The 20,130-nt window shown below is 62.3% G+C and carries 17 protein-coding genes; 9 read left to right on the forward strand and 8 right to left on the reverse strand.

The features are described 5' to 3' along the window. Positions 1 to 513: 513 nt before the first annotated feature. Positions 514 to 3,351, reverse strand: a complete 2,838-nt coding sequence (locus ACFOJ9_RS14385) for a caspase family protein (RefSeq protein WP_378979462.1) — start codon at positions 3,349 to 3,351, stop codon at positions 514 to 516. 342 nt (positions 3,352 to 3,693) lie between these two features. Here ACFOJ9_RS14385 and ACFOJ9_RS14390 point away from each other — a divergent pair, with 342 nt between their 5' ends. From ACFOJ9_RS14390 to ACFOJ9_RS14415, 6 genes are all read left to right on the forward strand, one after another. Beyond that, positions 3,694 to 4,776: an ABC transporter ATP-binding protein gene (locus ACFOJ9_RS14390; RefSeq protein WP_378987775.1), complete on the forward strand. Its 1,083-nt coding sequence runs from the start codon at positions 3,694 to 3,696 to the stop codon at positions 4,774 to 4,776. 4 nt (positions 4,777 to 4,780) lie between these two features. Further along, positions 4,781 to 5,701: an ABC transporter permease gene (locus ACFOJ9_RS14395; RefSeq protein ID WP_378979463.1), complete on the forward strand. Its 921-nt coding sequence runs from the start codon at positions 4,781 to 4,783 to the stop codon at positions 5,699 to 5,701. Then, entirely contained in the window at positions 5,694 to 6,494 is an 801-nt protein-coding gene (locus ACFOJ9_RS14400; RefSeq protein ID WP_378979464.1) for an ABC transporter permease, read from the forward strand. The genes ACFOJ9_RS14395 and ACFOJ9_RS14400 overlap by 8 nt, the downstream gene beginning before the upstream one ends. Before the next feature lie 53 nt (positions 6,495 to 6,547). Further along, complete coding sequence (locus ACFOJ9_RS14405) at positions 6,548 to 7,582, forward strand: extracellular solute-binding protein (RefSeq protein WP_378979465.1); 1,035 nt, start codon at positions 6,548 to 6,550, stop codon at positions 7,580 to 7,582. A gap of 88 nt (positions 7,583 to 7,670) precedes the next feature. Continuing rightward, positions 7,671 to 9,101, forward strand: a complete 1,431-nt coding sequence (locus ACFOJ9_RS14410; protein WP_378979466.1) for an amidase — start codon at positions 7,671 to 7,673, stop codon at positions 9,099 to 9,101. An 89-nt stretch (positions 9,102 to 9,190) separates the two neighbouring features. Continuing rightward, positions 9,191 to 9,940: a TetR/AcrR family transcriptional regulator gene (locus tag ACFOJ9_RS14415; RefSeq protein WP_378979467.1), complete on the forward strand. Its 750-nt coding sequence runs from the start codon at positions 9,191 to 9,193 to the stop codon at positions 9,938 to 9,940. On the opposite strand, the gene ACFOJ9_RS14420 is transcribed toward ACFOJ9_RS14415, so the two are convergent. From ACFOJ9_RS14420 to ACFOJ9_RS14440, 5 genes are read right to left on the reverse strand one after another with little or no spacing between them, the layout of a single operon-like run. After that, positions 9,937 to 10,707 (reverse strand): MBL fold metallo-hydrolase, encoded by a 771-nt coding sequence (locus ACFOJ9_RS14420; protein WP_378979468.1) that lies wholly within the window; start codon positions 10,705 to 10,707, stop codon positions 9,937 to 9,939. The two genes, ACFOJ9_RS14415 and ACFOJ9_RS14420, sit on opposite strands and share 4 nt — an antisense overlap. 2 nt (positions 10,708 to 10,709) lie before the next feature. After that, complete coding sequence (locus ACFOJ9_RS14425) at positions 10,710 to 11,774, reverse strand: ABC transporter ATP-binding protein (protein WP_378979469.1); 1,065 nt, start codon at positions 11,772 to 11,774, stop codon at positions 10,710 to 10,712. Next, a complete protein-coding gene (locus ACFOJ9_RS14430; protein ID WP_378979470.1) occupies positions 11,771 to 12,553 on the reverse strand; it encodes an ABC transporter permease in 783 nt (260 codons plus the stop codon). The genes ACFOJ9_RS14425 and ACFOJ9_RS14430 overlap by 4 nt, the downstream gene beginning before the upstream one ends. A 1-nt stretch (position 12,554) precedes the next feature. Beyond that, positions 12,555 to 13,436 carry an ABC transporter permease gene (locus tag ACFOJ9_RS14435; RefSeq protein ID WP_378979471.1) on the reverse strand — a complete coding sequence of 294 codons (882 nt, stop codon included), beginning with the start codon at positions 13,434 to 13,436 and terminating at the stop codon, positions 12,555 to 12,557. Between the two features lie 13 nt (positions 13,437 to 13,449). Then, positions 13,450 to 14,535 (reverse strand): polyamine ABC transporter substrate-binding protein, encoded by a 1,086-nt coding sequence (locus ACFOJ9_RS14440; RefSeq protein ID WP_378979472.1) that lies wholly within the window; start codon positions 14,533 to 14,535, stop codon positions 13,450 to 13,452. 92 nt (positions 14,536 to 14,627) lie between these two features. Between ACFOJ9_RS14440 and ACFOJ9_RS14445 the strand changes: the two genes are divergently transcribed. Beyond that, on the forward strand, positions 14,628 to 15,242 hold the full coding sequence (locus tag ACFOJ9_RS14445) for a TetR/AcrR family transcriptional regulator (RefSeq protein ID WP_378979473.1): 615 nt from the start codon (positions 14,628 to 14,630) through the stop codon (positions 15,240 to 15,242). A 315-nt stretch (positions 15,243 to 15,557) separates the two neighbouring features. Here the strand turns inward: ACFOJ9_RS14445 and ACFOJ9_RS14450 are convergent, their stop codons facing one another. Continuing rightward, positions 15,558 to 16,907: a hypothetical protein gene (locus ACFOJ9_RS14450; protein ID WP_378979474.1), complete on the reverse strand. Its 1,350-nt coding sequence runs from the start codon at positions 16,905 to 16,907 to the stop codon at positions 15,558 to 15,560. A 146-nt stretch (positions 16,908 to 17,053) separates the two neighbouring features. Between ACFOJ9_RS14450 and ACFOJ9_RS14455 the strand changes: the two genes are divergently transcribed. Further along, positions 17,054 to 17,332, forward strand: a complete 279-nt coding sequence (locus tag ACFOJ9_RS14455; RefSeq protein ID WP_378979475.1) for a hypothetical protein — start codon at positions 17,054 to 17,056, stop codon at positions 17,330 to 17,332. A gap of 307 nt (positions 17,333 to 17,639) precedes the next feature. Here the strand turns inward: ACFOJ9_RS14455 and ACFOJ9_RS14460 are convergent, their stop codons facing one another. Next, positions 17,640 to 18,989, reverse strand: a complete 1,350-nt coding sequence (locus ACFOJ9_RS14460) for a hypothetical protein (protein ID WP_378979476.1) — start codon at positions 18,987 to 18,989, stop codon at positions 17,640 to 17,642. Between the two features lie 522 nt (positions 18,990 to 19,511). On the opposite strand from ACFOJ9_RS14460, the gene ACFOJ9_RS14465 reads away from it, so the two are divergent. Further along, positions 19,512 to 20,081 carry a DUF2569 family protein gene (locus ACFOJ9_RS14465; protein WP_378979477.1) on the forward strand — a complete coding sequence of 190 codons (570 nt, stop codon included), beginning with the start codon at positions 19,512 to 19,514 and terminating at the stop codon, positions 20,079 to 20,081. Positions 20,082 to 20,130 lie beyond the last annotated feature (49 nt).

A 20,130-nucleotide genomic window follows, 5' to 3' on the forward strand; every position in this document is an offset into this window, starting at 1 on the left:
CCCGATGACGACCGGTTGGCAGCGGCCGATTGCTGGGCCACGCCAGCGCCGGGGTAGCATGGGCGGGGCATGTCTGCAAAGAGAGCCGGCACGCGCGACAAAACGACCGCGGAACGGCGGGATGCGGACTCGCCGTTCGCGCATCATGTCAAAGGCTACGTGAATGTGATGGTTAAGACTGGCCTTAAAGTCTCGTAAAGCCGGATCGGTCATGTTAGCCGGCAGTGGATGGGTGGCGTGGGGGCTAGCCAGTCGAGGCCGACATATTGCCGGTAACACGCCTGATCATCGTCTTTCTGATGCTGGGAAGCTTCGCGCTTCTCTTTGCCGAACTGGTGCGCCAGTCCGAAGAGACGAGCTTCCGACCTCAGCCCACGGCGTCGCGCTGCGGCGATGCAGCCGGAGCGCCATGCCCGCAAAGGGCGCTGTAAATCCTGGGGATACCGATCATCTGCCTGATGACCAGCGGCGTCGGCGCCTATGCGGTCGAGGATGTGACGCTGAAATCGCCGCTCACTGCGTCACCACCTGCAGATTGGCGTTGCCGTAGAACGTGTAGGCAAGATAGGTCGGGTCGCCGGTTTCGTAGAAGCGTTTGCGCACCACTTGCAGCATCTCGGCCAGATAAACCGGCCCGTCCTTGAGCCGCACGCTGATGCCGCCGTAGAAATCGCTTGAGAAGGCGGCGGCGGCGCGGTCGGTCAGCGGCCACATGCCGCCGATGAAGCCCGATGCGCCGCCTGCCAGCACCGCTGGACCCCAGCCCTGCACGAAACCACCGAGCATCTGGGACTTGCCCGTATCGCAGGCATTGAAAAAATAGAATGGATTGCCCTTGCCATGCGCGGCGGCGACCAGCGCCCGCCAGGTGTCGGGGTCGAGCGACTGGTCGACGAGGTCGATGGCAAAGACCGGCCGGCCGCTGCTCGGCTGGTTGACGGCGCCGTGGCCGGAGAAATGGATGAAGCCGGTCGAGACCTCGCCGACCAGTTTTTCGAAAGAGACGAAATCGCCATCGAAGCGACGGTAGCCCGTGAGCTTGCTCAGAGCTTCGATCTCGACCTCTTGAAACGGCAGCGACCGCTTGTCGACATAAGAGGGAGCGACAGCCGCGACGCCGGTGAAAGCCATGCGGTCGAGCGGATTGTCGACATGCGAGGACGTGCTGCGCGGCGCCCAGCGCGCCAGCCGGTAGCTCATGCCGAGGAAGCCGTCGAGGGTTGCGCCATCCGCGCTTTGCGGACGGATCAGCTCCCAGGGCAGGGTGGGGCTGTTCGAGGTGATCTGGATCGAATGCAGTTCGCCCTTGTCGCGCAGCGACCAGAACACATCCTTGAACGCCTCCGGCACGTAATCGCGGTAGAGCGCGTCGCCAAAGCCTTCTGCGGCCAGCGTGACAAACCGCTTTTGCGCGTCCGGGTCGCTGCTTGCGGCAGCAGGCTGCTGCAGCGACACCGCGCCGCGCAGGCTGAGGCCGAGTTGCAGCAGCCGTAGATACTGCGAGTCCAGCCATGCCGCCATTTGCGGCGGCGTCGAGAACGTATCGGTCACCGGGCCGGCCAGATGCGGCGAATGGATGATGATCTGGCCAGGACCCAGTCCGCTCGGGTCGTCATAAAGGATGGTGACATCAAGATCGGGGACGTCATCGCCGGTGCTGCCGCCAAGCCTGATATTGCCTGTCATCGCCGGTTGCGGTGGCGCGGAGGCCAGCATCAGCATGGCAGGCGCGGCTGGGCGATTGGCTGGCGCATCCTGGGTGCTGGCTTCAACGGGCGCCGTTCGACGAACAATGACGGGTCGCGACGCCGATCCGAGAAACCGCCCGGCGCTGTAGATGCGGGCGATGAACTGGGCGGGCTTGCTGTCTTTTGCAATGGGTCGTGCCTTGAGGTCGAAGCGGATGAAATCGCTGTCGCCCTGGCGATAGAGGGTCGTCTGCCGGCTCCATTTACCGCCGTCGGCAAGGTCGAAACCGCTGGCGAAGAGATCGATGTCGATGGGCCATAGCTCTGCCCCGGCCGGCATGGCCATAGCCAAGGCGCCGTTTGCCGTCACCGTCGAACCGGGAGCCGCTTTCACTTTCACCTCAGGCGTCAATTGCTCTTCGGTCAGCGCGATCGACACGGTCACCGTCTCGCCGGCGACAATCTCGTCCGGCGCATCGATGGTCGGATGCCGCACGATTTCGACCGCATTGCTGTCGGCGGGTGGTGAAACCATGCCAGGAGGCGCGTCCAACGGCGGCACAGGAGGCTCTTCGGCGGTTGCCTGCGCCGCGGCGGCGGGCTTGGCCGCCTCCTCTTCGTACTGTTTTCGAGCCTGCTCCTCATTCTGCCGTTGTTGCTGTTGCTGTTGTTGTTGGCGTTTGTATTCTTCGTATGCGGCGGCCTCAGCGGTACTGCTTCCCGCCCAAGAATCGGGACTACCGGACCCCGGTGCAACGTCCATCGGGTAAGGCTCCTGGTTGCTGCCATCGAAGCTGCCGGAGCCATAGTCACTGCCGCCGCCCCAGCCGCCCCCCTCGGAATCGTAGCCGGGTGGCGGTGCGGGTTCAGGCGCAACGGCTTTCGGCGGTGCCTCGGTCGGTGCAGGTGCGGCGGCGACCGGCTCGTCCGGCGCCGGCACAAATTGGCCGTCTGCCGAAAGGCCATAGGCCGCCCACGGCGACTGAGCACCGAATGTCTTGTCGGCAACGGTTTGCGTGACCGAGGCGAGTATGGCGCGGATGTTCATGCCCCGCCTGCTCAGCGCTGCCGTGAGCGCGTCGGCAAACACCGTGACCGGTTTGGCTTCGTTCAGCGCGACGGTTCCCGGTTGGGCGGAAAAGGCGACGATGGCGCTGGACAGCGGATCGACCGCCGCCAGACCTTGCATCACGCCGTGGGTGGGGTTGTTTGCATCGCCGGGATTGTCCAGCAGAACCACCTTGAGTGTCGGCGTGGCCTCGAGCGCTTGGATGAACAGATCGAGGGGGAGCGCTGTCTGGTCTACTGCTTCCGTCGAATCGGTCCGCGCGTCGCGCGTCAGCAGATAGTTTCGGTCATTGGCCTGAGCCGTATGGCCGACATAGTAGAAGATGCCGACGGCATCCGGGTTGGCCAGGGACTTGGCGAAATCATACATGGCGTGAGCCACATCGGCGCGATCGCCATCAGCCACTTGCCGGACAGTGAAACCAAGGGACCGTAGGCTTGTCGCAACGAGTTCGGCGCTGAGTTCGGCGTTGGCGATGGCCGGTGCGCTCTCATAGCCCGGATTGGCGATAACCAGCGCGAGCCGCTCCTCGCCGCGCGCGGCGGAAAAGAGCGCCATGGTCATCAGCAGCATGGTCGCCAGAAGAAGGCGCATGAACCTGACCCAAGCCTGCAAGCAGCGGCTGGTGCGCCAGAGCTTGCCCCAATTTCATCAATAGCCTCGTCTTTGACCATATCATGACGGGATCGTCGGCGCATCGGCGCATCGGCGCATCGGCGCATCGGCGCATCGGCGCATCGGATTTTCGGCTTTGACGGCAGAAGGCGCGAGTTCCGGAGGCAATCACGGGTCCGCATGACCGATGGTCACCCCACTGCTACATCCAGCAAAAAGATATTGACTGTATGTTTAGTCATAGTTATCCGTAACGTCGAGGATGGCCAGCCGGCGGTGCCGGTGAATGGTCACGAAGGAGAGGGAAATATCTTGACAGCCATGCGGCCCGCCGTTGAGGCGAAGGGCGTCACCAGGGTCTTTCGGGGAACCGGTCAGGATTCGGTCAGAGCGCTCGACAACGTCTCCGTCGCAATCCGCGAAAATGAATTCTTCACGCTGCTTGGCCCATCCGGCTGCGGAAAGACGACGCTGCTGCGGCTGATCGCGGGCTTCGACTTTCCGACCGACGGTGAGATCCTGCTCTATGGCCAGGATATCGCGCCGCTGCCGCCGTTCAAGCGGCCGGTCAACACCGTCTTCCAGTCCTACGCGCTGTTCCCGCACATGACGGTCGCCGACAATATCGGCTTCGGCCTGAAGATGCTGGGCAGACCGAAGGCCGAGATCGAGGCGCGTGTCGACGCGATGCTGAAACTCGTCCACATGCAGGAGTTGAAGAACCGGCGCACCAGCCAGATCTCCGGCGGCCAGCAGCAGCGCGTCGCGCTGGCCCGCGCGCTCGCACCGCAGCCGAAAGTGCTGCTGCTCGACGAGCCGCTGTCGGCGCTCGACTACAAGCTGCGCAAGGAAATGCAGATCGAGCTGAAGCGGCTGCAGCACGAGACCGGAATCACCTTCATCTTCGTTACCCACGACCAGGAAGAAGCGCTGACCATGTCGGACCGCATCGCGGTGATGTCGTCGGGCAATATCCTGCAGGTCGGTTCGCCCTGGGAAATCTATGACCACCCGGCGGAGCGGTTCGTCGCCGACTTCATCGGCGAGACGAACTTCCTGACCGGCACGGTCGAAAATGCAGGCAATGGTCAGGCGCAGGTCGCCTTGCGCTCGGGTGCGAAAATCCGCGCGACCGCCGGCGTCGACTTCCGCACCGGCAGCAACGCAACGCTGATGGTCCGGCCCGAACATGCCAAGCTCGTCAAAGGCCGGGGTGATCTCAGCGGCACGATCGAGAACATCGTCTATTTTGGCACCGACACGCATATCCATGTCCGGCTGGACGAAGGCGATGTCTTCATGGTGCGCCAGCAGAATTCGCGCAGCGCCGGCTGCGGTTTCGAAAACGGCACCAGGGTCGGCATTTCCATCGGCGATGACGCCGCCCAGTTGCTGAAGGACTAGGGCCATGGCAACCGCGAGTGAGGTCGCCGAAAAGGCCGAACGTGAAGATATCCGGCTGCGCTGGCTGCTTTCGGCCCCGGCGCTGCTGATCGTCTTCCTCGCGGCCCTTGGGCCACTGCTGATCGTGGTCGTCTATTCCTTCCTGACGCCAGGCAATTACGGCGATGTGAAATGGCAGTTCTCGGCCGACGCCTGGGTGAGCGTGCTGTTCGAGCGCGATGTCTTCGACGACACGCTGTCCTTCGCCACTGCCTATCTGTCGATCTTCTGGCGCTCGGTGTCGCTGTCGCTGGCAACCACCGTGCTGACCCTGATCCTGGGCTTTCCCACCGCCTATTTCATCGCCACGCGGCCGGATCACCAGCGCGATATCTGGCTGTTCCTGATCACCATACCGTTCTGGACGAACCTTCTGATCCGCACCTTCGCCATGCAGGAGGTGCTGCGCAATGACGGCATCATCAATTCGGCGCTGCAAGCGCTTGGGGTCACCGATCATCCCATCCAGCTCATGTACACCAATTTCGCCGTGCTGGCCGGCATGGTCTACGTCTTCCTGCCGCTGATGGTGCTGCCGCTCTACGCCAGCATAGAGAAGATCGACTTCCGCCTTGTCGAGGCGGGCTATGATCTCTACGCGACGCGGTTCGACGTGTTGAGGCGCATCATCATCCCGCTGGTCACGCCGGGCATCGTCGCCGGCTCGATCCTCGTCTTCATTCCTTCGCTTGGCGCCTATGTGACGCCGCGCGTGCTGGGCGGCGGCACCAATCTGATGATCGGCAATCTGATCGAGCTGCAGTTCGGGGCAGGTCGCAACTGGCCGCTCGGTGCCGCGCTGTCGATCACCTTGATGGTCATCGTCATGGTGGCGCTGCTCTTCTATGTCCGCAACACGACCAGGTCGGATGGCGCCCATGGCTAAGCGCTTCGACGTCCGGCGGCAGAACGGCTTCGTCAGCCTGGCGATACTGTGTTTCTTCCTGCTCTATCTGCCGATCGCCACGCTGGTGGTCTACGCCTTCAACGACAACGATTCCCTGGCGATCTGGAAGGGCTTCTCGCTGCGCTGGTTCCATGTGGCCTGGAGCAACGGGCTGGTGATCGAATCGTCGATCCGCTCGTTCCAGATCGCGGCGGTCGCCGCGCTGCTAGCGACGATCTCGGCGACCATGGCGGCGCTGGCGACGACCCGGACCAAACCCTATCGCGGACTGACCTTCAAATACGCCTTCATCAACCAGCCGCTGATGGTGCCGGAGATCGTCACCGCGGTGGCGTTGCTGATCGTGTTTTCGCGCATCAAGATCTGGACCGGCTATTCCGGCCTCGGCTACCTCGTCGCCGCACACACAGCCTTCTGCATCCCCTTTGCCTATCTGCCGATCCGGGCGCGGCTCGAAAGCATGGACCTGGCGCTCGAAACCGCGGCGGCCGACCTCTATGCGACCAGATGGAAGACGTTCCGGCACGTGACCTTGCCGCTGCTTTGGCCGGGCATTCTGGCCGGGCTGATGCTCGCCTTCGTCGTCTCGCTGGATGACGTCGTCATCACCGAATTCGTCAAATCAGGCGGCCAGGACACGCTGCCGACCTACATGCTCGGCCAGATCCGCCGCGGCGTTACACCCGAGATCAATGCAATCTCGACAGCCTTCCTGCTGCTGTCGATCGGCATCGTCACCGCCTTCTTTTTCGTCAGCAGGAAACGGACCTGAGGCGGCTTTGCCCCGGGTCCCAACAATGGGAGCTAATAATGGGAGAAAGTAGCATGAACTGGAAACTGACCGCGACCGCCCTTGGGTTGTCGCTGCTGGCCGCGACGGGCGTGGCCCGTGCCGAGGGCGAGCTCAACATCTACAATTGGGGCAACTACACCAGCCCCGAGCTGATCAAGAAGTTCGAGGAGACCTACAAGGTCAAGGTTACCGTCACCGACTTCGATTCCAACGACACCGCACTGGCCAAGATCCGCCAGGGCGGCGCCGGTTTCGACATCGTCGTGCCTTCGGCAAGCGTCGTTCCGATCTGGATCAGCGAAGGCCTGCTGCTTGAATCGCGCCCGGACCAGATGGAGAATTTCAAGAATGTAGCCCCCAAATGGGTCGATGTGCCCTTCGATCCGGGCCGCAAATACACTGTTCCGTGGCAGTGGGGCACGACCGGCGTGTCGGTCAACAAGTCGGTCTATTCCGGCGACATCAACACGTCCGCGATCTTCCTCGACCCGCCGCCCGAGCTCGTCGGCAAGATCAATGTCGTCCCCGAAATGGGTGACATCATGTTCCTCGCCATCGCCTATGAAGGCGGCCAGTACTGCACCGCCGACAAGGTGCTGCTGAAGAAGGTGCGCGACAAGCTGGTCGAGGCCAAGGCGAAATGGCTGTCCTTCGACTATGGCGCCGTCGATGGCCTGGGCAAGGGCGACATCGCCGCCGGCGTCAACTGGAACGGCATCTCGCTGCGCCAGCGGATGCAGAACGACAAGATCGTCTACGGCTATCCTAGGGAAGGCTACCCGATCTGGATGGACAATGTCGCTGTGCTGAAGGACGCCAAAAACGTCGAAAATGCCAAACTCTTCCAGAACTTCGTCATGGATCCGCAAAATGCCGCGATGATCTCGGCCTTTGCCCGCTATGCCAACGGCATCAAGGGCTCGGAAGCCTTCATGCCCGCGGACATGAAAGGCGCTCCGGAAGTCGATGTTCCCGCGCAATTCGCTGCCAAGGGCCAATTTATGCAGGCCTGTCCGCCGGATGTGCAGGCGCTCTACACGAAAATCTGGACCGACCTTCAGAAATAACCTGATCCGGATTCTCCGCGCCGCGACACGCGGCGCGGCCACCTCCCGTCCATGCCAAACGCGATCCGGCGATCGCAGGAGACTTCCCATGACCACCGATCTCGACCTTTGCTACATGCCGGCCAGCGAGGCGCTGCGGCTGTTCAAGGCGAAGGAGCTTTCGCCCGTTGAATTGATGCAGGCCACCATCCGGCGCGCCGAGGCCACCAAGCCGACGATCAACTGCTTCACCTTCACGCATTTCGACGAGGCGATGGACCTGGCCAGGAAAGCCGAGGCGAAATACGCCAGGGGCGCCCGGACCGGGGCGCTCGAGGGGCTGCCGATCGGCATCAAGGACGAGAGCTATATCAAGGGCAAGCCGACATCGAACGGCTCGCTGCTGTCGAAGGATGCCATCGGTGGTCATACCTCGACGATGAACGAACGCATCATCAAGGCCGGAGGCATCGTCCATGCCCGTACGGCGACGCCTGAATTCAGCTGCGCCGGCTACACCTGGTCGAGACGCTGGGGTGTGACGCGCAATCCATGGAATCGCGACTTCACACCGGGCGGTTCATCCGGCGGTGCCGCGGCGACGCTGGCTTCCGGCACGTCGTCGATCGCCACCGGTTCGGACATTGCCGGGTCGATCCGCATTCCCGCGTCGGCCTGCGGCCTTGTCGGCTTCAAGCCGCCTTACGGGCGCAATCCGGACGAGCCGCCGTTCAACCTCGACTTCTACTGCCACACCGGACCACTGGCGCGAAACGTTGGGGATGCGATCTTGCTGCAGAACGTCATGGCCGGACCAAGCCCGCTCGACATCGCCACGCTGCGCCCAAAACTGCGGCTGCCGCTCGACTACAAGCCGATCAAGGGCTGGAAGATTGCTTTCTCGATGGACCTTGGCTCCTTTGAAGTCGACCCGGACGTGCGCAAGAACACGCTCGCCGCCTGCGATGTGTTCCGCTCGCTTGGCGCCACGGTCGAGGAAGTTGACCTGGGCTGGGGCGACGACGTGCTCAAGGCCGGCATGGCTTATCTCGAACATCTGTTCGGCGCTTCGCTGTCGCAGCTGCTCAAGGAACACGGCAAGGACATGACGACCTATGCCAGGCAGTTCGCCGAGGACGGGCAAAAGTCCAAGGCCACGGACTTTGTCGCCACCCTGGAGGTAGCGGCCAGGATGTACCAGACGCTGGGCCCGCTGCTGGAGACCTACGATGTGCTGATCTGCCCGACCAACGCGCTTCCCTCTGTGCCGGCGGAGTTCGATCAGACCACGGGTACGGTCGAGATCAACGGCAAGCAGGTAAACCCGTCGCTTGGCTGGGTGATGACGACGCCGTTCAACATGCTGAGCCGCTGTCCGGTTCTCTCCATCCCTTCGGGCCGGGCGGCAAGCGGCGTGCCGACGGGCATCCAGATTGTCGGCCGCACCTATTGCGATGCCGATGTTTTCCGCGCGGCCATGGCCTATGAGACGGCTAAGGGACAATGGTACACAAACACCGAAACGCGTCCGTCGCTCTGATCGGGCGATGCGGCCCTTGCCGCACTGGTGCTTGATCTCCGGCTTGCGTTGTGGTGAGCCGATGCCGGACACCTCGAATACACGGATCCGTGGCGGCGACAGCGATCGCCGCCGCAAGGTTCGAAAGGGACTGGACGAAGATGGCGCAACGCAAGGCGACAGCGGCAAAACACAAAGGCGCAATGGCCAAGGACGGGGTTTCGGCAAACGATGCCGCGCCGCCCAAGGACCGTCGGCGCGAACGCGGCGAAGCCAGCGTGCAGCGGATCATCGACGCCACCATCGAACTCATCGCGGAGGAGGGGCTGGCAAGCGTCACCATGCAGCGCATCGCCGAACATGTCGGCTCGTCCAATGCCTTGGTCGTCTTCCACTTTCGCAGCAAGGAGAACCTGTTCCGGGCCGTCCTGCAGTATCTCAGCGATCGATACGATGAATTGTGGGTTACGCTGGTGCGGGCGCCCGGCCTGTCGCCGGTCGAGCGCCTGCTCGGGGCGGTCAACTGCGCGCAAAACTTCGCCCGGCAGCATCCCAAATGGGTTTCGGTCTTTGTCGTGTTCTCCAGCGACCGCAAGAGCATGCAGATCTACAACGAGATCGGCCTGCCGAGCGACCTTGCCTACACTGCCGAGGCGCGCGAGCTGCTGATCGAGATTTCGCGCAGCGGTTATACCGGCGTCGACATCGACACCCTGTCAGAGAGCCTGAATTATCTGGTTCATGGCGCCTGGTATTGGGATCATCTCAATCCGTCCAGCCGTGACACCAACGTGCTGCGCAAGACCATGCTGCTCCTGCTGCACCAGGCATTTCCGCGGCATTTCGAACTGATGCGTTAACCCGCTTTCCAGGGCTGCCGCAGATGGCAGCCCGCCTGCCGCTTTTGTGCCAGATACTCGTCGACAAGCTGGCGGTAGCGCACCTTGCCGAAACTTGGGAAATGGCCGCCATGCACGACCGAGACATCGAGGTCGCGCAGGCGCATGAGTGTCGCCATGTAGTCTGGGATATCCGAGTGATAGACGTCGTCGATCAGCGGGCCGTCATAGATGATGTCGCCGGATAACAGGATGCCCGTCCTGTTTTCGTAGAGCGCGATGCCACCGGGTGAATGGCCAGGCGTGTGGATCACCTCGAAGGCGCGGTCGCCGAGATCGACGACGTCGCCCTGCGCGAGCAGGCGGCCGGCAGGTGCGGGCAGAATGCGGTAGCGCGCCGTGTCCCAGCCTTGCGGCATGCCATCGAACATCTCGTCCGTCGCATAGGTACCGGCGGCCGTCCATTCATTGCGCGGATCGGCGAGGATTTGAGCCTCGGCCGCGTGCACACAGCGCTCGGGAAATTCGTGGTGGCAGCCGATATGGTCGAAATGCGTGTGGCTGGCGACGCAGGTCAACTTGCGCTCGCTCACCAGCGGCACGTGGCGCCTGAGGCTGAAATGACCAAGCCCGGTGTCGAACAGAAGGTCGCGGTCGCGGCCGCGCACATGCCACATATTGCAGCGGAAGAACGGCTTGATCCATGGCTCGTGGATCAAGGTGACGCCATCGCTCATGCGGATGGTCTCGTACCAGTCGGGTGCGTCGATGACCGCAAGCGTACCCATGTTCAGTCCGTCAGCAGGATGATCTGGTCGGTATCGCACGAAACGGCAACCGTGTCGCCCGGCCGGGCGGTGGCTGTCGCGGGCAGCCTGGCGATGAAGTGAAGCGATGGGTCTTCGACGGAAACGGCGAGCACGCGCTTGAAGCTGCCCTGGAAAACGACGTCGCTCACCTCAGCCGTGCCGAGCTTGACGGTGCCTGCGGCCGTGCCGAGGACAAGATGCTCCGGCCGTATGGCCAGCACGATGGCAGAGCCGACGGGTAACGCGCCGGGCAGCGAAATCGGCCCGACAGGCGTCGCGACAGTGCTTGTCCGGTCCCCGGCCTCCGTGACTGTGCCGGCAAGGATCGTGCTTTCGCCCATGAAGGTCGCGGAAAAGCGCGTCGCCGGCCGTGCGTAGACGCGTTCGGGTGGACCTTCGTCCTCGATGCGCCCGTCATTCATCACCACACAGTGGTCGGCCAGCGCCATCGCCTCTTCCTGGTCGTGGGTGACATGGATGAAGGCGGTGCCGACGCGCTTCTGGATCGCCTTCAACTCGTCCTGCATCTGCCGGCGCAGTTTGAGGTCGAGCGCGCCGAGCGGCTCGTCGAGCAAAAGCACCGCCGGTTCGATCACCAGCGCACGCGCCAGCGCTACGCGTTGCCGCTGACCGCCGGAGAGCTGATGCGGCTTCTTGTCGAAGGCGGCAGCCAATCCGACCAGCGCCAGCGCCTCGCGCGCCTTTGCCGCCCGTGTCGTGCCGTCGACACCCTGCATGCGCAGGCCGAAGCCGACATTGCTGCCGACGCTCATATGCGGAAACAGCGCATAGTCCTGGAACACCGTCGTCGTCGGCCGTTTCGCTGGCGGCATCGACGTGCAGTCCTCGCCACGGATGAACACCTTGCCTTCGCTGGGTGTGACGAAGCCACCCAGAATGGAGAGCAGCGTCGTCTTGCCGGAGCCCGAGGGCCCGAGCAGGATCGTGTAGCTGCCGGGCTCGATCTGCAGCGAGACATCCTTCAGCACGGTGTGCTGGCCGAAGCGGTGCGAGACGGAGCGAATATCGACCAAAGGCGCGGTCATGCCTTTCTCCTGCGCAGCAATGTCAGTTCGAACAGCACCACCAGCACGATGGAAACGGCGAAGACCAGCGAGCCGACGGCGTTGGTCTTGGGATTAAGGCCCGAACGCAAGAGGTTCCAGATTTCGACCGGCAGCGTGGTGTCGAAGCGGGTGAGCAGGAAGGAGATCACGAACTCGTCCCAGGAAAAGGTCATCGACAGGAAGAAGGCGGCGAAGATGGCAGGCGCCATGACCGGTACGGTGATCAAGAGCAGCACCTTCCATTCCGGTGCGCCGAGGTCGCGCGCGGCGCGCTCGATGTTGATCTGGTGGTCGCCCATCTGGCTGTAGATGATGGCAAAGCAGAGCGGCAGGTTGATCACGACATGGCCGATGCCGGCGGCCAGCAGCGATTTCGGCACGCCGGCCCAGTTGAACAGCACCAGAAGCCCCATGCCGATGATGAGATAGCTGACCGTTAGCGGCAGGGTGATCAGGCCGCGCAACAGGCCGGAGCCCGGCAGGACGAAGCGCGCAAAGCCCCAGGCGGAGAGGAAGCCGAGCGTGACCGCGGCGACCGACGAGATGGACGCCACCAGCAGCGAGTTGACGAGCGCCGAGGTCAGCCTGACGTCGGAGAGAACCGCGTCGTACCAGCGCAGCGACGGGCCGGTGAAGGGCGGGATCGGAAACGACGTCGCCTGCAGCGAAAACAGCACCAGCACCACGACCGGCAGGAAGATGAAGCCGTAGACGGCGATCGCGTAGAGCCAGGAGGCGATGCGGACAATCCTGCGCATCTCAGGCCCGTTCGATCTTCAGCCAGCGGGCGCAGGCGAGGTAGGCGATGGTGACCACCGCCATCAGGATGATCGACAGCGCCGAGGCCAGCGGGAAATCGCCGCGCCGGCCGATCTGCATCATCACCAGCTGCGGCATCAGCAGCTCGTTGTTGCCGCCCAGGATCTGCGGCGTGATGTAGTCACCAATGCACAGCACGAAGGTCAGAAAGGCGCCGACCATGATGCCGGGCAAGGTCAGCGGCAGCACGACATGCAGGAAGGTGCGCACCGGCCCGGCGCCGAGATCGGCGGCGGCCTTGCGGTAGCTCGGGCTCAACTGCTTGAGGTTGGCAAAGATCGTCAGCGTCAACAGCATGACGAAGAAATGCACGAAGCCGGTGACGGTGGCGAAACGCGTGTTGGCGAGTTGCAGCGGCTCGCTGATCAGGCCAGAGCCGGTCAGCACCCGGTTGATGACGCCGTTCTGCGCCAGCACCAGCAGCCACGAGTAGGAGCGTACGACATAGGAGGTCCAGAACGGCAGCACGGCCAGCATCAGCGCCAGCCGCTGCCAGCGTTCCGGCACCTGTTCGGCGAGGATCCAGGCGAAGGGATAGGCGAGCAGCACCGAGACCATTGTGACGATCGCTGTGACCTGCAGCGAGTTCACCATCGCCTGCCAGTAGGAAGGGTTGGTGAAGAACTGGCTGTAGTTGGACGGCGTGAAGCCGCCGCCCTCATGCGCCGTCAGGCTGGAAAACCCCATGGCGATGAAGGGCAGCACGAAGAAAAGCAGCGTCCAGCCGAGCGCCGGCGTGACAAGCGCCCAGGGCAGAGCAGAGCTCGCCCGGGGCAGGGCGCGGCCCGCCCGAGGCAGGGGGTTGTTTGCCGAGGTGCTCATGAGCGATATCTGCTCATTTCGCCTGCAGCATTTCAGTCCACATGTCCTGCATCTTCTTGTCGAGATCGGCGTTCGGCGCAGGATAGGCCTGGGCGCGCGCCAGGAAGCCCGGCTGCTCGTCGAAGCGCAGGACTTTTTTCTGGTCGTCGGTCAGCGCCGCCTTGGTGTTGGCCGGCATGCCCCAGTAGCAGGACGAGGTGGCAAGCCGCGCCTGGCCTTCCGGGCTCATAATGTACTGGATGAATTTCAGCGCCATGTCCTTGTTTTTGGAATCCTTGAACATGGCCAGCGACTGCGACCACAGCACCGCACCTTCCTTGGGGATCGAGAAGTCGAGCGCCGGGTTCTCCTTGGCCAGCCCCGCCGTCACCCATTCGCCGCCGCCGACCAGTATGTCGACCTCGCCGGTCGCCAGCGCCGTCTGGCTGGCGGTCACTTCGCCGACCAGCTTGGCGTTGGCCTTCATCTTGAGAAGCTCGTCCTTGATGGCGGGCAGGTCGGCTTCGGTGAGATCGGCCGTCTTCTTGCCGATGGCCAGTGCCGCCATGCCGATGACCGGCAGGTAATAGTCGTAGATAGCGACCTTGCCCTTGTACTTCTCGCCGGTGAGTGCTGCCATCGACTGCATGTCGGCCGGGTCGACCTTGGTCTTGTTGTAGCCGATCGTGTTGTAGCCGAACTTTTCGGTGACGCCGTAGCGCTTGCCGCCGACGACGGTGGAACCGTCCATCTTGACCTGCTGAAACAGGTCGGCCAGCGGCAGCTGGTCTTCCGGCAGCGGCTCGAACAGGCCCTTTTCGACACCGCGCGGCACGTCGATGCTATCGATCACCATCACGTCCCAGTCGCCGGGCTGCGACTGTTCGACGATGGCGAGGCCAGCGCCGGTGCCCTCGAACTCCTTGACGTTGACCTTGACGTTGTTGGCCTCTTCGAAAGGCTGCAGCAGCGCAGGGTCGGCATGATCGCACCAGATCAGCGCGTTGAGATCGGCGGCTTGAGCACCGGTCGCAAGCAGCAGCGCTGCGGCTGCGGTCGCGGCGCGAAAATGGGTCTTCAGGATGGAAAGCGGATTGCAGGCTGTGTGTTTAGCGGACATCGAGTGTTCTCCCTTTGCCTTTGTGGCTTCTTGCAAAAAATTGAACCAATTCTAAAATTGAGTCAATTCTGTTTTTATGGCAAGAGGCTGGGATGAGCGGATTGCGGGCAAGGCAAAAGGCGGACCGGCACCGGCGCATCATCGAGGCGGCGGCGGAACTGTTTCGCGAGGCCGGCTATGAAGGCGCCAAGATCGAGGCGATCGCCGCCCAGGCCGAGGTCTCTGTCGGCACGATCTACAACTACTACGAGAATAAGGGCGACATCCTCGGCGCCATCGTCTCGCTGGAGGTCAACGAGGTGCTCAATGCCGGCCAAGGCGTCGTCGCCAGGCCGCCGGCGAATGTCGGCGACGCGCTGGACACGCTGGTCGGCATCTATATCGAGCACTCGCTGCATTATCTCAGCAAGGAGATGTGGCGGCAGGCGATGGCGATCTCGACGCAACTGCCCGACAGCCCGTTCGGCCAGGCCTACACCGCGCTCGACCGCGCACTGACCGAGCAGATCCGCGCCCTGATCGCCCGGCTGCAGGCGCTCGGCCTGGTGCGCCAGGACATCGACGGGGCAGCGCTCGGCGAACTGATCTTCAACAACATGAACATGATGTTCATCGAATTCGTGAAGCGCGACGCGGCGAGGATTGCCGAGCTGCGCACGGCAATACGGAGGCAAAACCGGATACTGGTGGCGGCGATTGGGGTGTGAAGAGTCAGGAGCCGTCGAAACTGGTTGAAACCGGAATTGTTGAGGTCCGGCATGAGGTTCCACGCGATCATGCCGAAGACACATGACACCGGCCATGATGTGCTCGACCAAATGGACGAATTCCACATCGGTTACAGACTGTCAGAACGACCTGTTTGGGCGGAAAGGGAATTGGGACCACCACACGCAAGGCGTCGCCGTGCCGATTCGCGTTCGAATCGACACAGCAACTTTGCTCTAACCTCTATCAGCGTTGCTGGCTGGAGTTGGGCTGACGCGCTCGCACTAGGTAGTGCCGTTGGATCGCATGAGCGATCAAATGATGAACACGTCGTGAAAGGTCAGGGCCGCCCCGGCCTCCAGATGGGCGATTTCCACTTGGGGGATCGAGTTCGAGCCATCGGGGTCATAGGACAGAACGCCCGTGGTCCGGTTGTAGAGCAGGTGATCGTTGTGGCTGGTGGCGTGTTCGCGCAACTCGAAATAGGACGAGTTCACCTGCGTCGGGCTGGACAAGGAACCGGTGCCGAGCTTGGTGAAGACGGCGTTGTCGAGATAAAGCGAGTCATCGGCCGCGTGGAAGTCGGTGAGTGTATCGACATTGCCGGGGCCATAGGCCGTGTCTAACACGAAGGTGTCCTCGCCGGCGCCACCGGTCAGCACGTCGTTGCCACCCCCGCCCCACAGTGTGTCGTTGCCAGCCAGGGCATCATAGCTATCGGCCGCGCCAGTGCCGACAAAAGTGTCGTTCCCGGTGGTCCCCGTGGCCGGATCGGTTGGCGGTGGCGGAGGTGACGGTGACGGGTCGGTCCCGTCATGGGTTGCGTGCCAGACCGCCTTGGCGTTGGCCCAGTAGTCGCGGGCCGCCTGGCCTTCAAGGACCGTCCAGCCGGCGGGCGGCATTGGATAAGTCGACGGCAGCGGCGTGTCAGAGAGGTTGAGATAGTAATTGCCGTGCGCCTCGACCGTCTTGTCCCAGGCCCGCTGCAGCCGCTCCATGCCGTTGTGGTGAACGTCGGTGATCGCCACCACGCAGTCGATAAAGTGCAGGCTGGGCACGATATCGTCAGGGCCTGTGCCCTTGTCGAGTTTGAACGGCGAACCGTGGGTCATCTCGCCTTTGCGAAGGTACTCTCCCATGCCCAGAAGCATGCCATCCATGATGACCGTGTTGTCAGACCCATCCACGTCACCGTCGCCAAGGCTCACTCCGGAAAACACGTGGTCGAACAAGGAATCCCGGATGGTGCCGCCGATGACGTCGTCGTCCTCGACCGCGTCGTCGCGGGAGTAGCCGACATAGCTATCGTCGATGAGGAATGTGCCAGTGCCGCCGACACGGATGCCATCCCAGGGCTTGGTGATCGTCCAGTCGTCGATGACAAAGCTGTGGGCTGAATTCACACGGACTGCGGCGGAGTTGACGTAGATGTTCTCCCAGTCGCCGGTTTGGGAGACCGTGCCGTTGATCGTGCCGCCCAAAGCCACGAGGTTGTCGCCGGGGTTGACGACCGCGAAGGGATAGAGGTTGGTGGGGCTTCCCTGATTGGCGACGATCCACGAGGCGCTGGTGGCATCGATTATGGTGTCGGCGGGCAGACCGGATACTTTATATTGGCGGTAGCCATAGTCGCCGCTCAAGACAATGGTGTTCGTATAGGCCATGCTTGGCCACCTTTCACACCCCTCGCCCTTTTCGCCACGTGCCTGAAGCCAGAAAGGCCTGCATCCACCAGAGGCGCGTTAACGGTATTGTGCAAATCACAAAATGTAAAAAAACGGATGCACTCGCAGAAATGTGGCGGCAGGCGATGGCGATCTCGACGCAACTGCCCGACAGCCCGTTCGGACAGGCCTACACCGCACTCGACCGCGCGCTCACCGAACAGATCCGCGCCCTGATCGCCCGGCTGCAGGCGCTCGGCCTGGTGCGCAAGGACATCGACGGAGCAGCGCTCGGCGAACTGATCTTCAACAACATGAACATGATGTTCATCGAATTCGTGAAGCGCGACGCGGCGAGGATTGCCGAGCTGCGCGCGGCGATACGCCGGCAGCACCGCATTTTGGTGGCAGCGATTGGGGTGTGAAGAGTCAGGAGCCGGCGAACTGGTTGAAACCGGAATTGTTGAAGAACGCCATGAGGTTCCGCGCGATCATGCCGAAGACGCCGGCCATGATGTGCTCGACCAAATGGACGAATTCCACATCTGTTACAGACTGTCAGAACCACCTGTTTGGGCGGAAAGGGAATTGGGACCACCACACGCAAGGCGTCGCCGTGCCGATTCGCGTTCGAATCGACACAGCAACCTTGCTCTAATCTCTATCAGCGTTGCTGGCTGGAGTTAGGCTGACGCGCTCGCGCTTGGCAGTGCCATTGGATCGCATGAGCGATCAAATGATGAACACGTCGTGAAAGGTCAGGGCTGCCCCGGCCTCCAGATGGGCGATTTCCACTTGGGGGGTCGAGTTCGAGCCATCGGGGTCATAGGACAGAACGCCCGTGGTCCGGTTGTAGAGCAGGTGATCGTTGTGGCTGGTGGCGTGTTCGCGCAACTCGAAATAGGACGAGTTCACCTGCGTCGGGCTGGACAAGGAACCGGTGCCGAGCTTGGTGAAGACGGCGTTGTCGAGATAAAGCGAGTCATCGGCCGCGTGGAAGTCGGTGAGTTTATCGACATTGCCGGGTCCATAGGCCGAGTCAAACACGAAGCTGTCCTTGCCGGCGCCACCGCTGAGCACGTCGTTGCCACCACCGCCCCGCAATGTGTCGTTGCCAGCCAGGGCATCATAGGTATCGGCCGCGCCAGTGCCGACAAAAGTGTCGTTCCCGGTGGTCCCCGTGGCTAGGTCGGTCGGCGGTGTCGCAGGTGACGGTAGCGCATCGGTCCCGTCATGGGTTGCGTGCCAGACCGCCTTGGCGTTGGCCCAGTAGTCGCGGGCCGCCTGGCCTTCAAGGACCGTCCAGCCGGCGGGCGGCCTTGGATAATTGGACGGCAGCGGCGTGTCAGAGAGGTTGAGGTAGTAATTGCCGTGCGACTCGACCGTCTTGTCCCAGGCCCGCTGCACCCGTTCAAAGCCGTTGTGGTTGACGTCGGAGATCGCCACCACACAATCGATAAAGTGCAGGCTGGGCACGACATCGTCGGAGCCTGTGCCCTTGTCGAGTTTGAACGGCGAGCCGTGGGTCATCTCGCCCTGGCGAAGGTACTCTCCCATGCCCAGAAGCATGCCATCCATGATGACCGTGTTGTCAGACCCATCCACGTCACCGTCGCCAAGGCTCACTCCGGAAAACACGTGGTCGAACAAGGAATCCCGGATGGTGCCGCCGATGACGTCGTCGTTCTCAACCGCGTCGTCGCGGGAGTAGCCGACATAGCTATCGTCGATGAGGAACGTGCCAGTGCCGCCGACACGGATGCCATCCCAGGGCTTGGTGATCGTCCAGTCGTCGATGACAAAGCTGTGGGCTGAATTTACACGGACCGCCGCGGAGTTGATGTAAATGTTCTCCCAGTCGCCGGTCTGGGAGACCGTGCCGTTGACCGTGCCGCCCGAAACCAGGAGGTTGTCGCCGGGGTTGGTGACCGCGAAGGGATAGAGGTTGGTGGGGCTTCCCTGATTGGCAACGACCCACGAAGCGTTAGTGGCATCGATAATGGTGTCGGCGGCGAGACTGGATGCTTTATAGCTGCTGTAACCATAGTCGCCGTTCAAAATAATGGTGCTTGTTTGGACCATGCTTGGCCACCTTTCGCACCCCCCGCCGTTTCCGCCAAGTGCCTGAAGCCGGAATGGCCTGCGCCCACCTGAAGTGCGTCGCCCCTATAAGCAAATCACTAAGTGTGACAAATATGGAATGATGATCCCTATCGGGCACTCGCTGCACTATCCCAGCGAGGAGGCGGCAGGCGACGACGATTTCGAAGCAACCGGCCGACAGCCCGGCCTATACCGCGCTTACCGCGCTCGACCCAGCCCTGATCACGCGTCTGCAGGTGCTCGGCCTTGTGTGCCAGGACATTGACGGGGCGGCGCTCGGCGAACTGAATTCGTGAAGCGCGACGCGGCGAAGATACCGGAGCTGCGCCCGGCGATCCGCCGGCAGAACGATTCTGGTGGCGGCGATTGGGTGTGAGGGAGTCAGCAGCAGACAGGAGAAATCGTCGATTCGGCATATTGCCATTTCACACGAGGGCTCGCCTCTTGAGTTGAATTTGAAATCTGGTACAACTTAGAGGGGTATAAAAGGGGGAGGGGTAAATGGGGACGTTTTCCATCTGGCATTGGGCGATCTTGCTGCTGTTGATCGGCGTGCCTGTTTTCTTTGCTGTTCGATCGGCCGCGAAGCCGTCACAGAATCCTGAAGCGCTTGTGGGCTTCGGCGGCTGGCTGATGCTGCTGGCGATCGGGCAGGCATTGTCGCCGCTGCGCACACTCGCCGACTTCGCCAATTCGGCCGACGGCTACCAGCAACTCATGACCCTCCCGAACGGCCCGCTGGCGGTGTATGGCGAGCTTGCTCTCAATCTGGCATTTCTGGCGCTTCAGCTGGTTGTGCTCGTTTCGATGCTGCGGCGAAGCCACCGCTTCCCGCAATTGTTTCTGTACCAGTGGTTTGCGATTCCGGTCGTGTTTATCCTGGACACGATCTGGATTTCGTCAATTCTGAGGGTTTCGGTGAACCAGGTGCTCGCAGGGGATGCGCTGTTGGCACCCATAGTCTCGTTTGTGCTGACAGGGCTCTGGGTCGCATACGTCTACAAGTCTGTCAGGGTGCGGAACACGTTCACCAGGATGAACGCATCTGCCCAAATCGCGAGCGCCTCATAGGGGCTATCGGCGCCTCGTAATCGCGTCCGGAAGGCTGGGGGCGCCCGGA

It is taken from the genome of Mesorhizobium cantuariense (genome assembly GCF_042647205.1).
GTDB classification, from domain to species: domain Bacteria; phylum Pseudomonadota; class Alphaproteobacteria; order Rhizobiales; family Rhizobiaceae; genus Mesorhizobium; species Mesorhizobium cantuariense.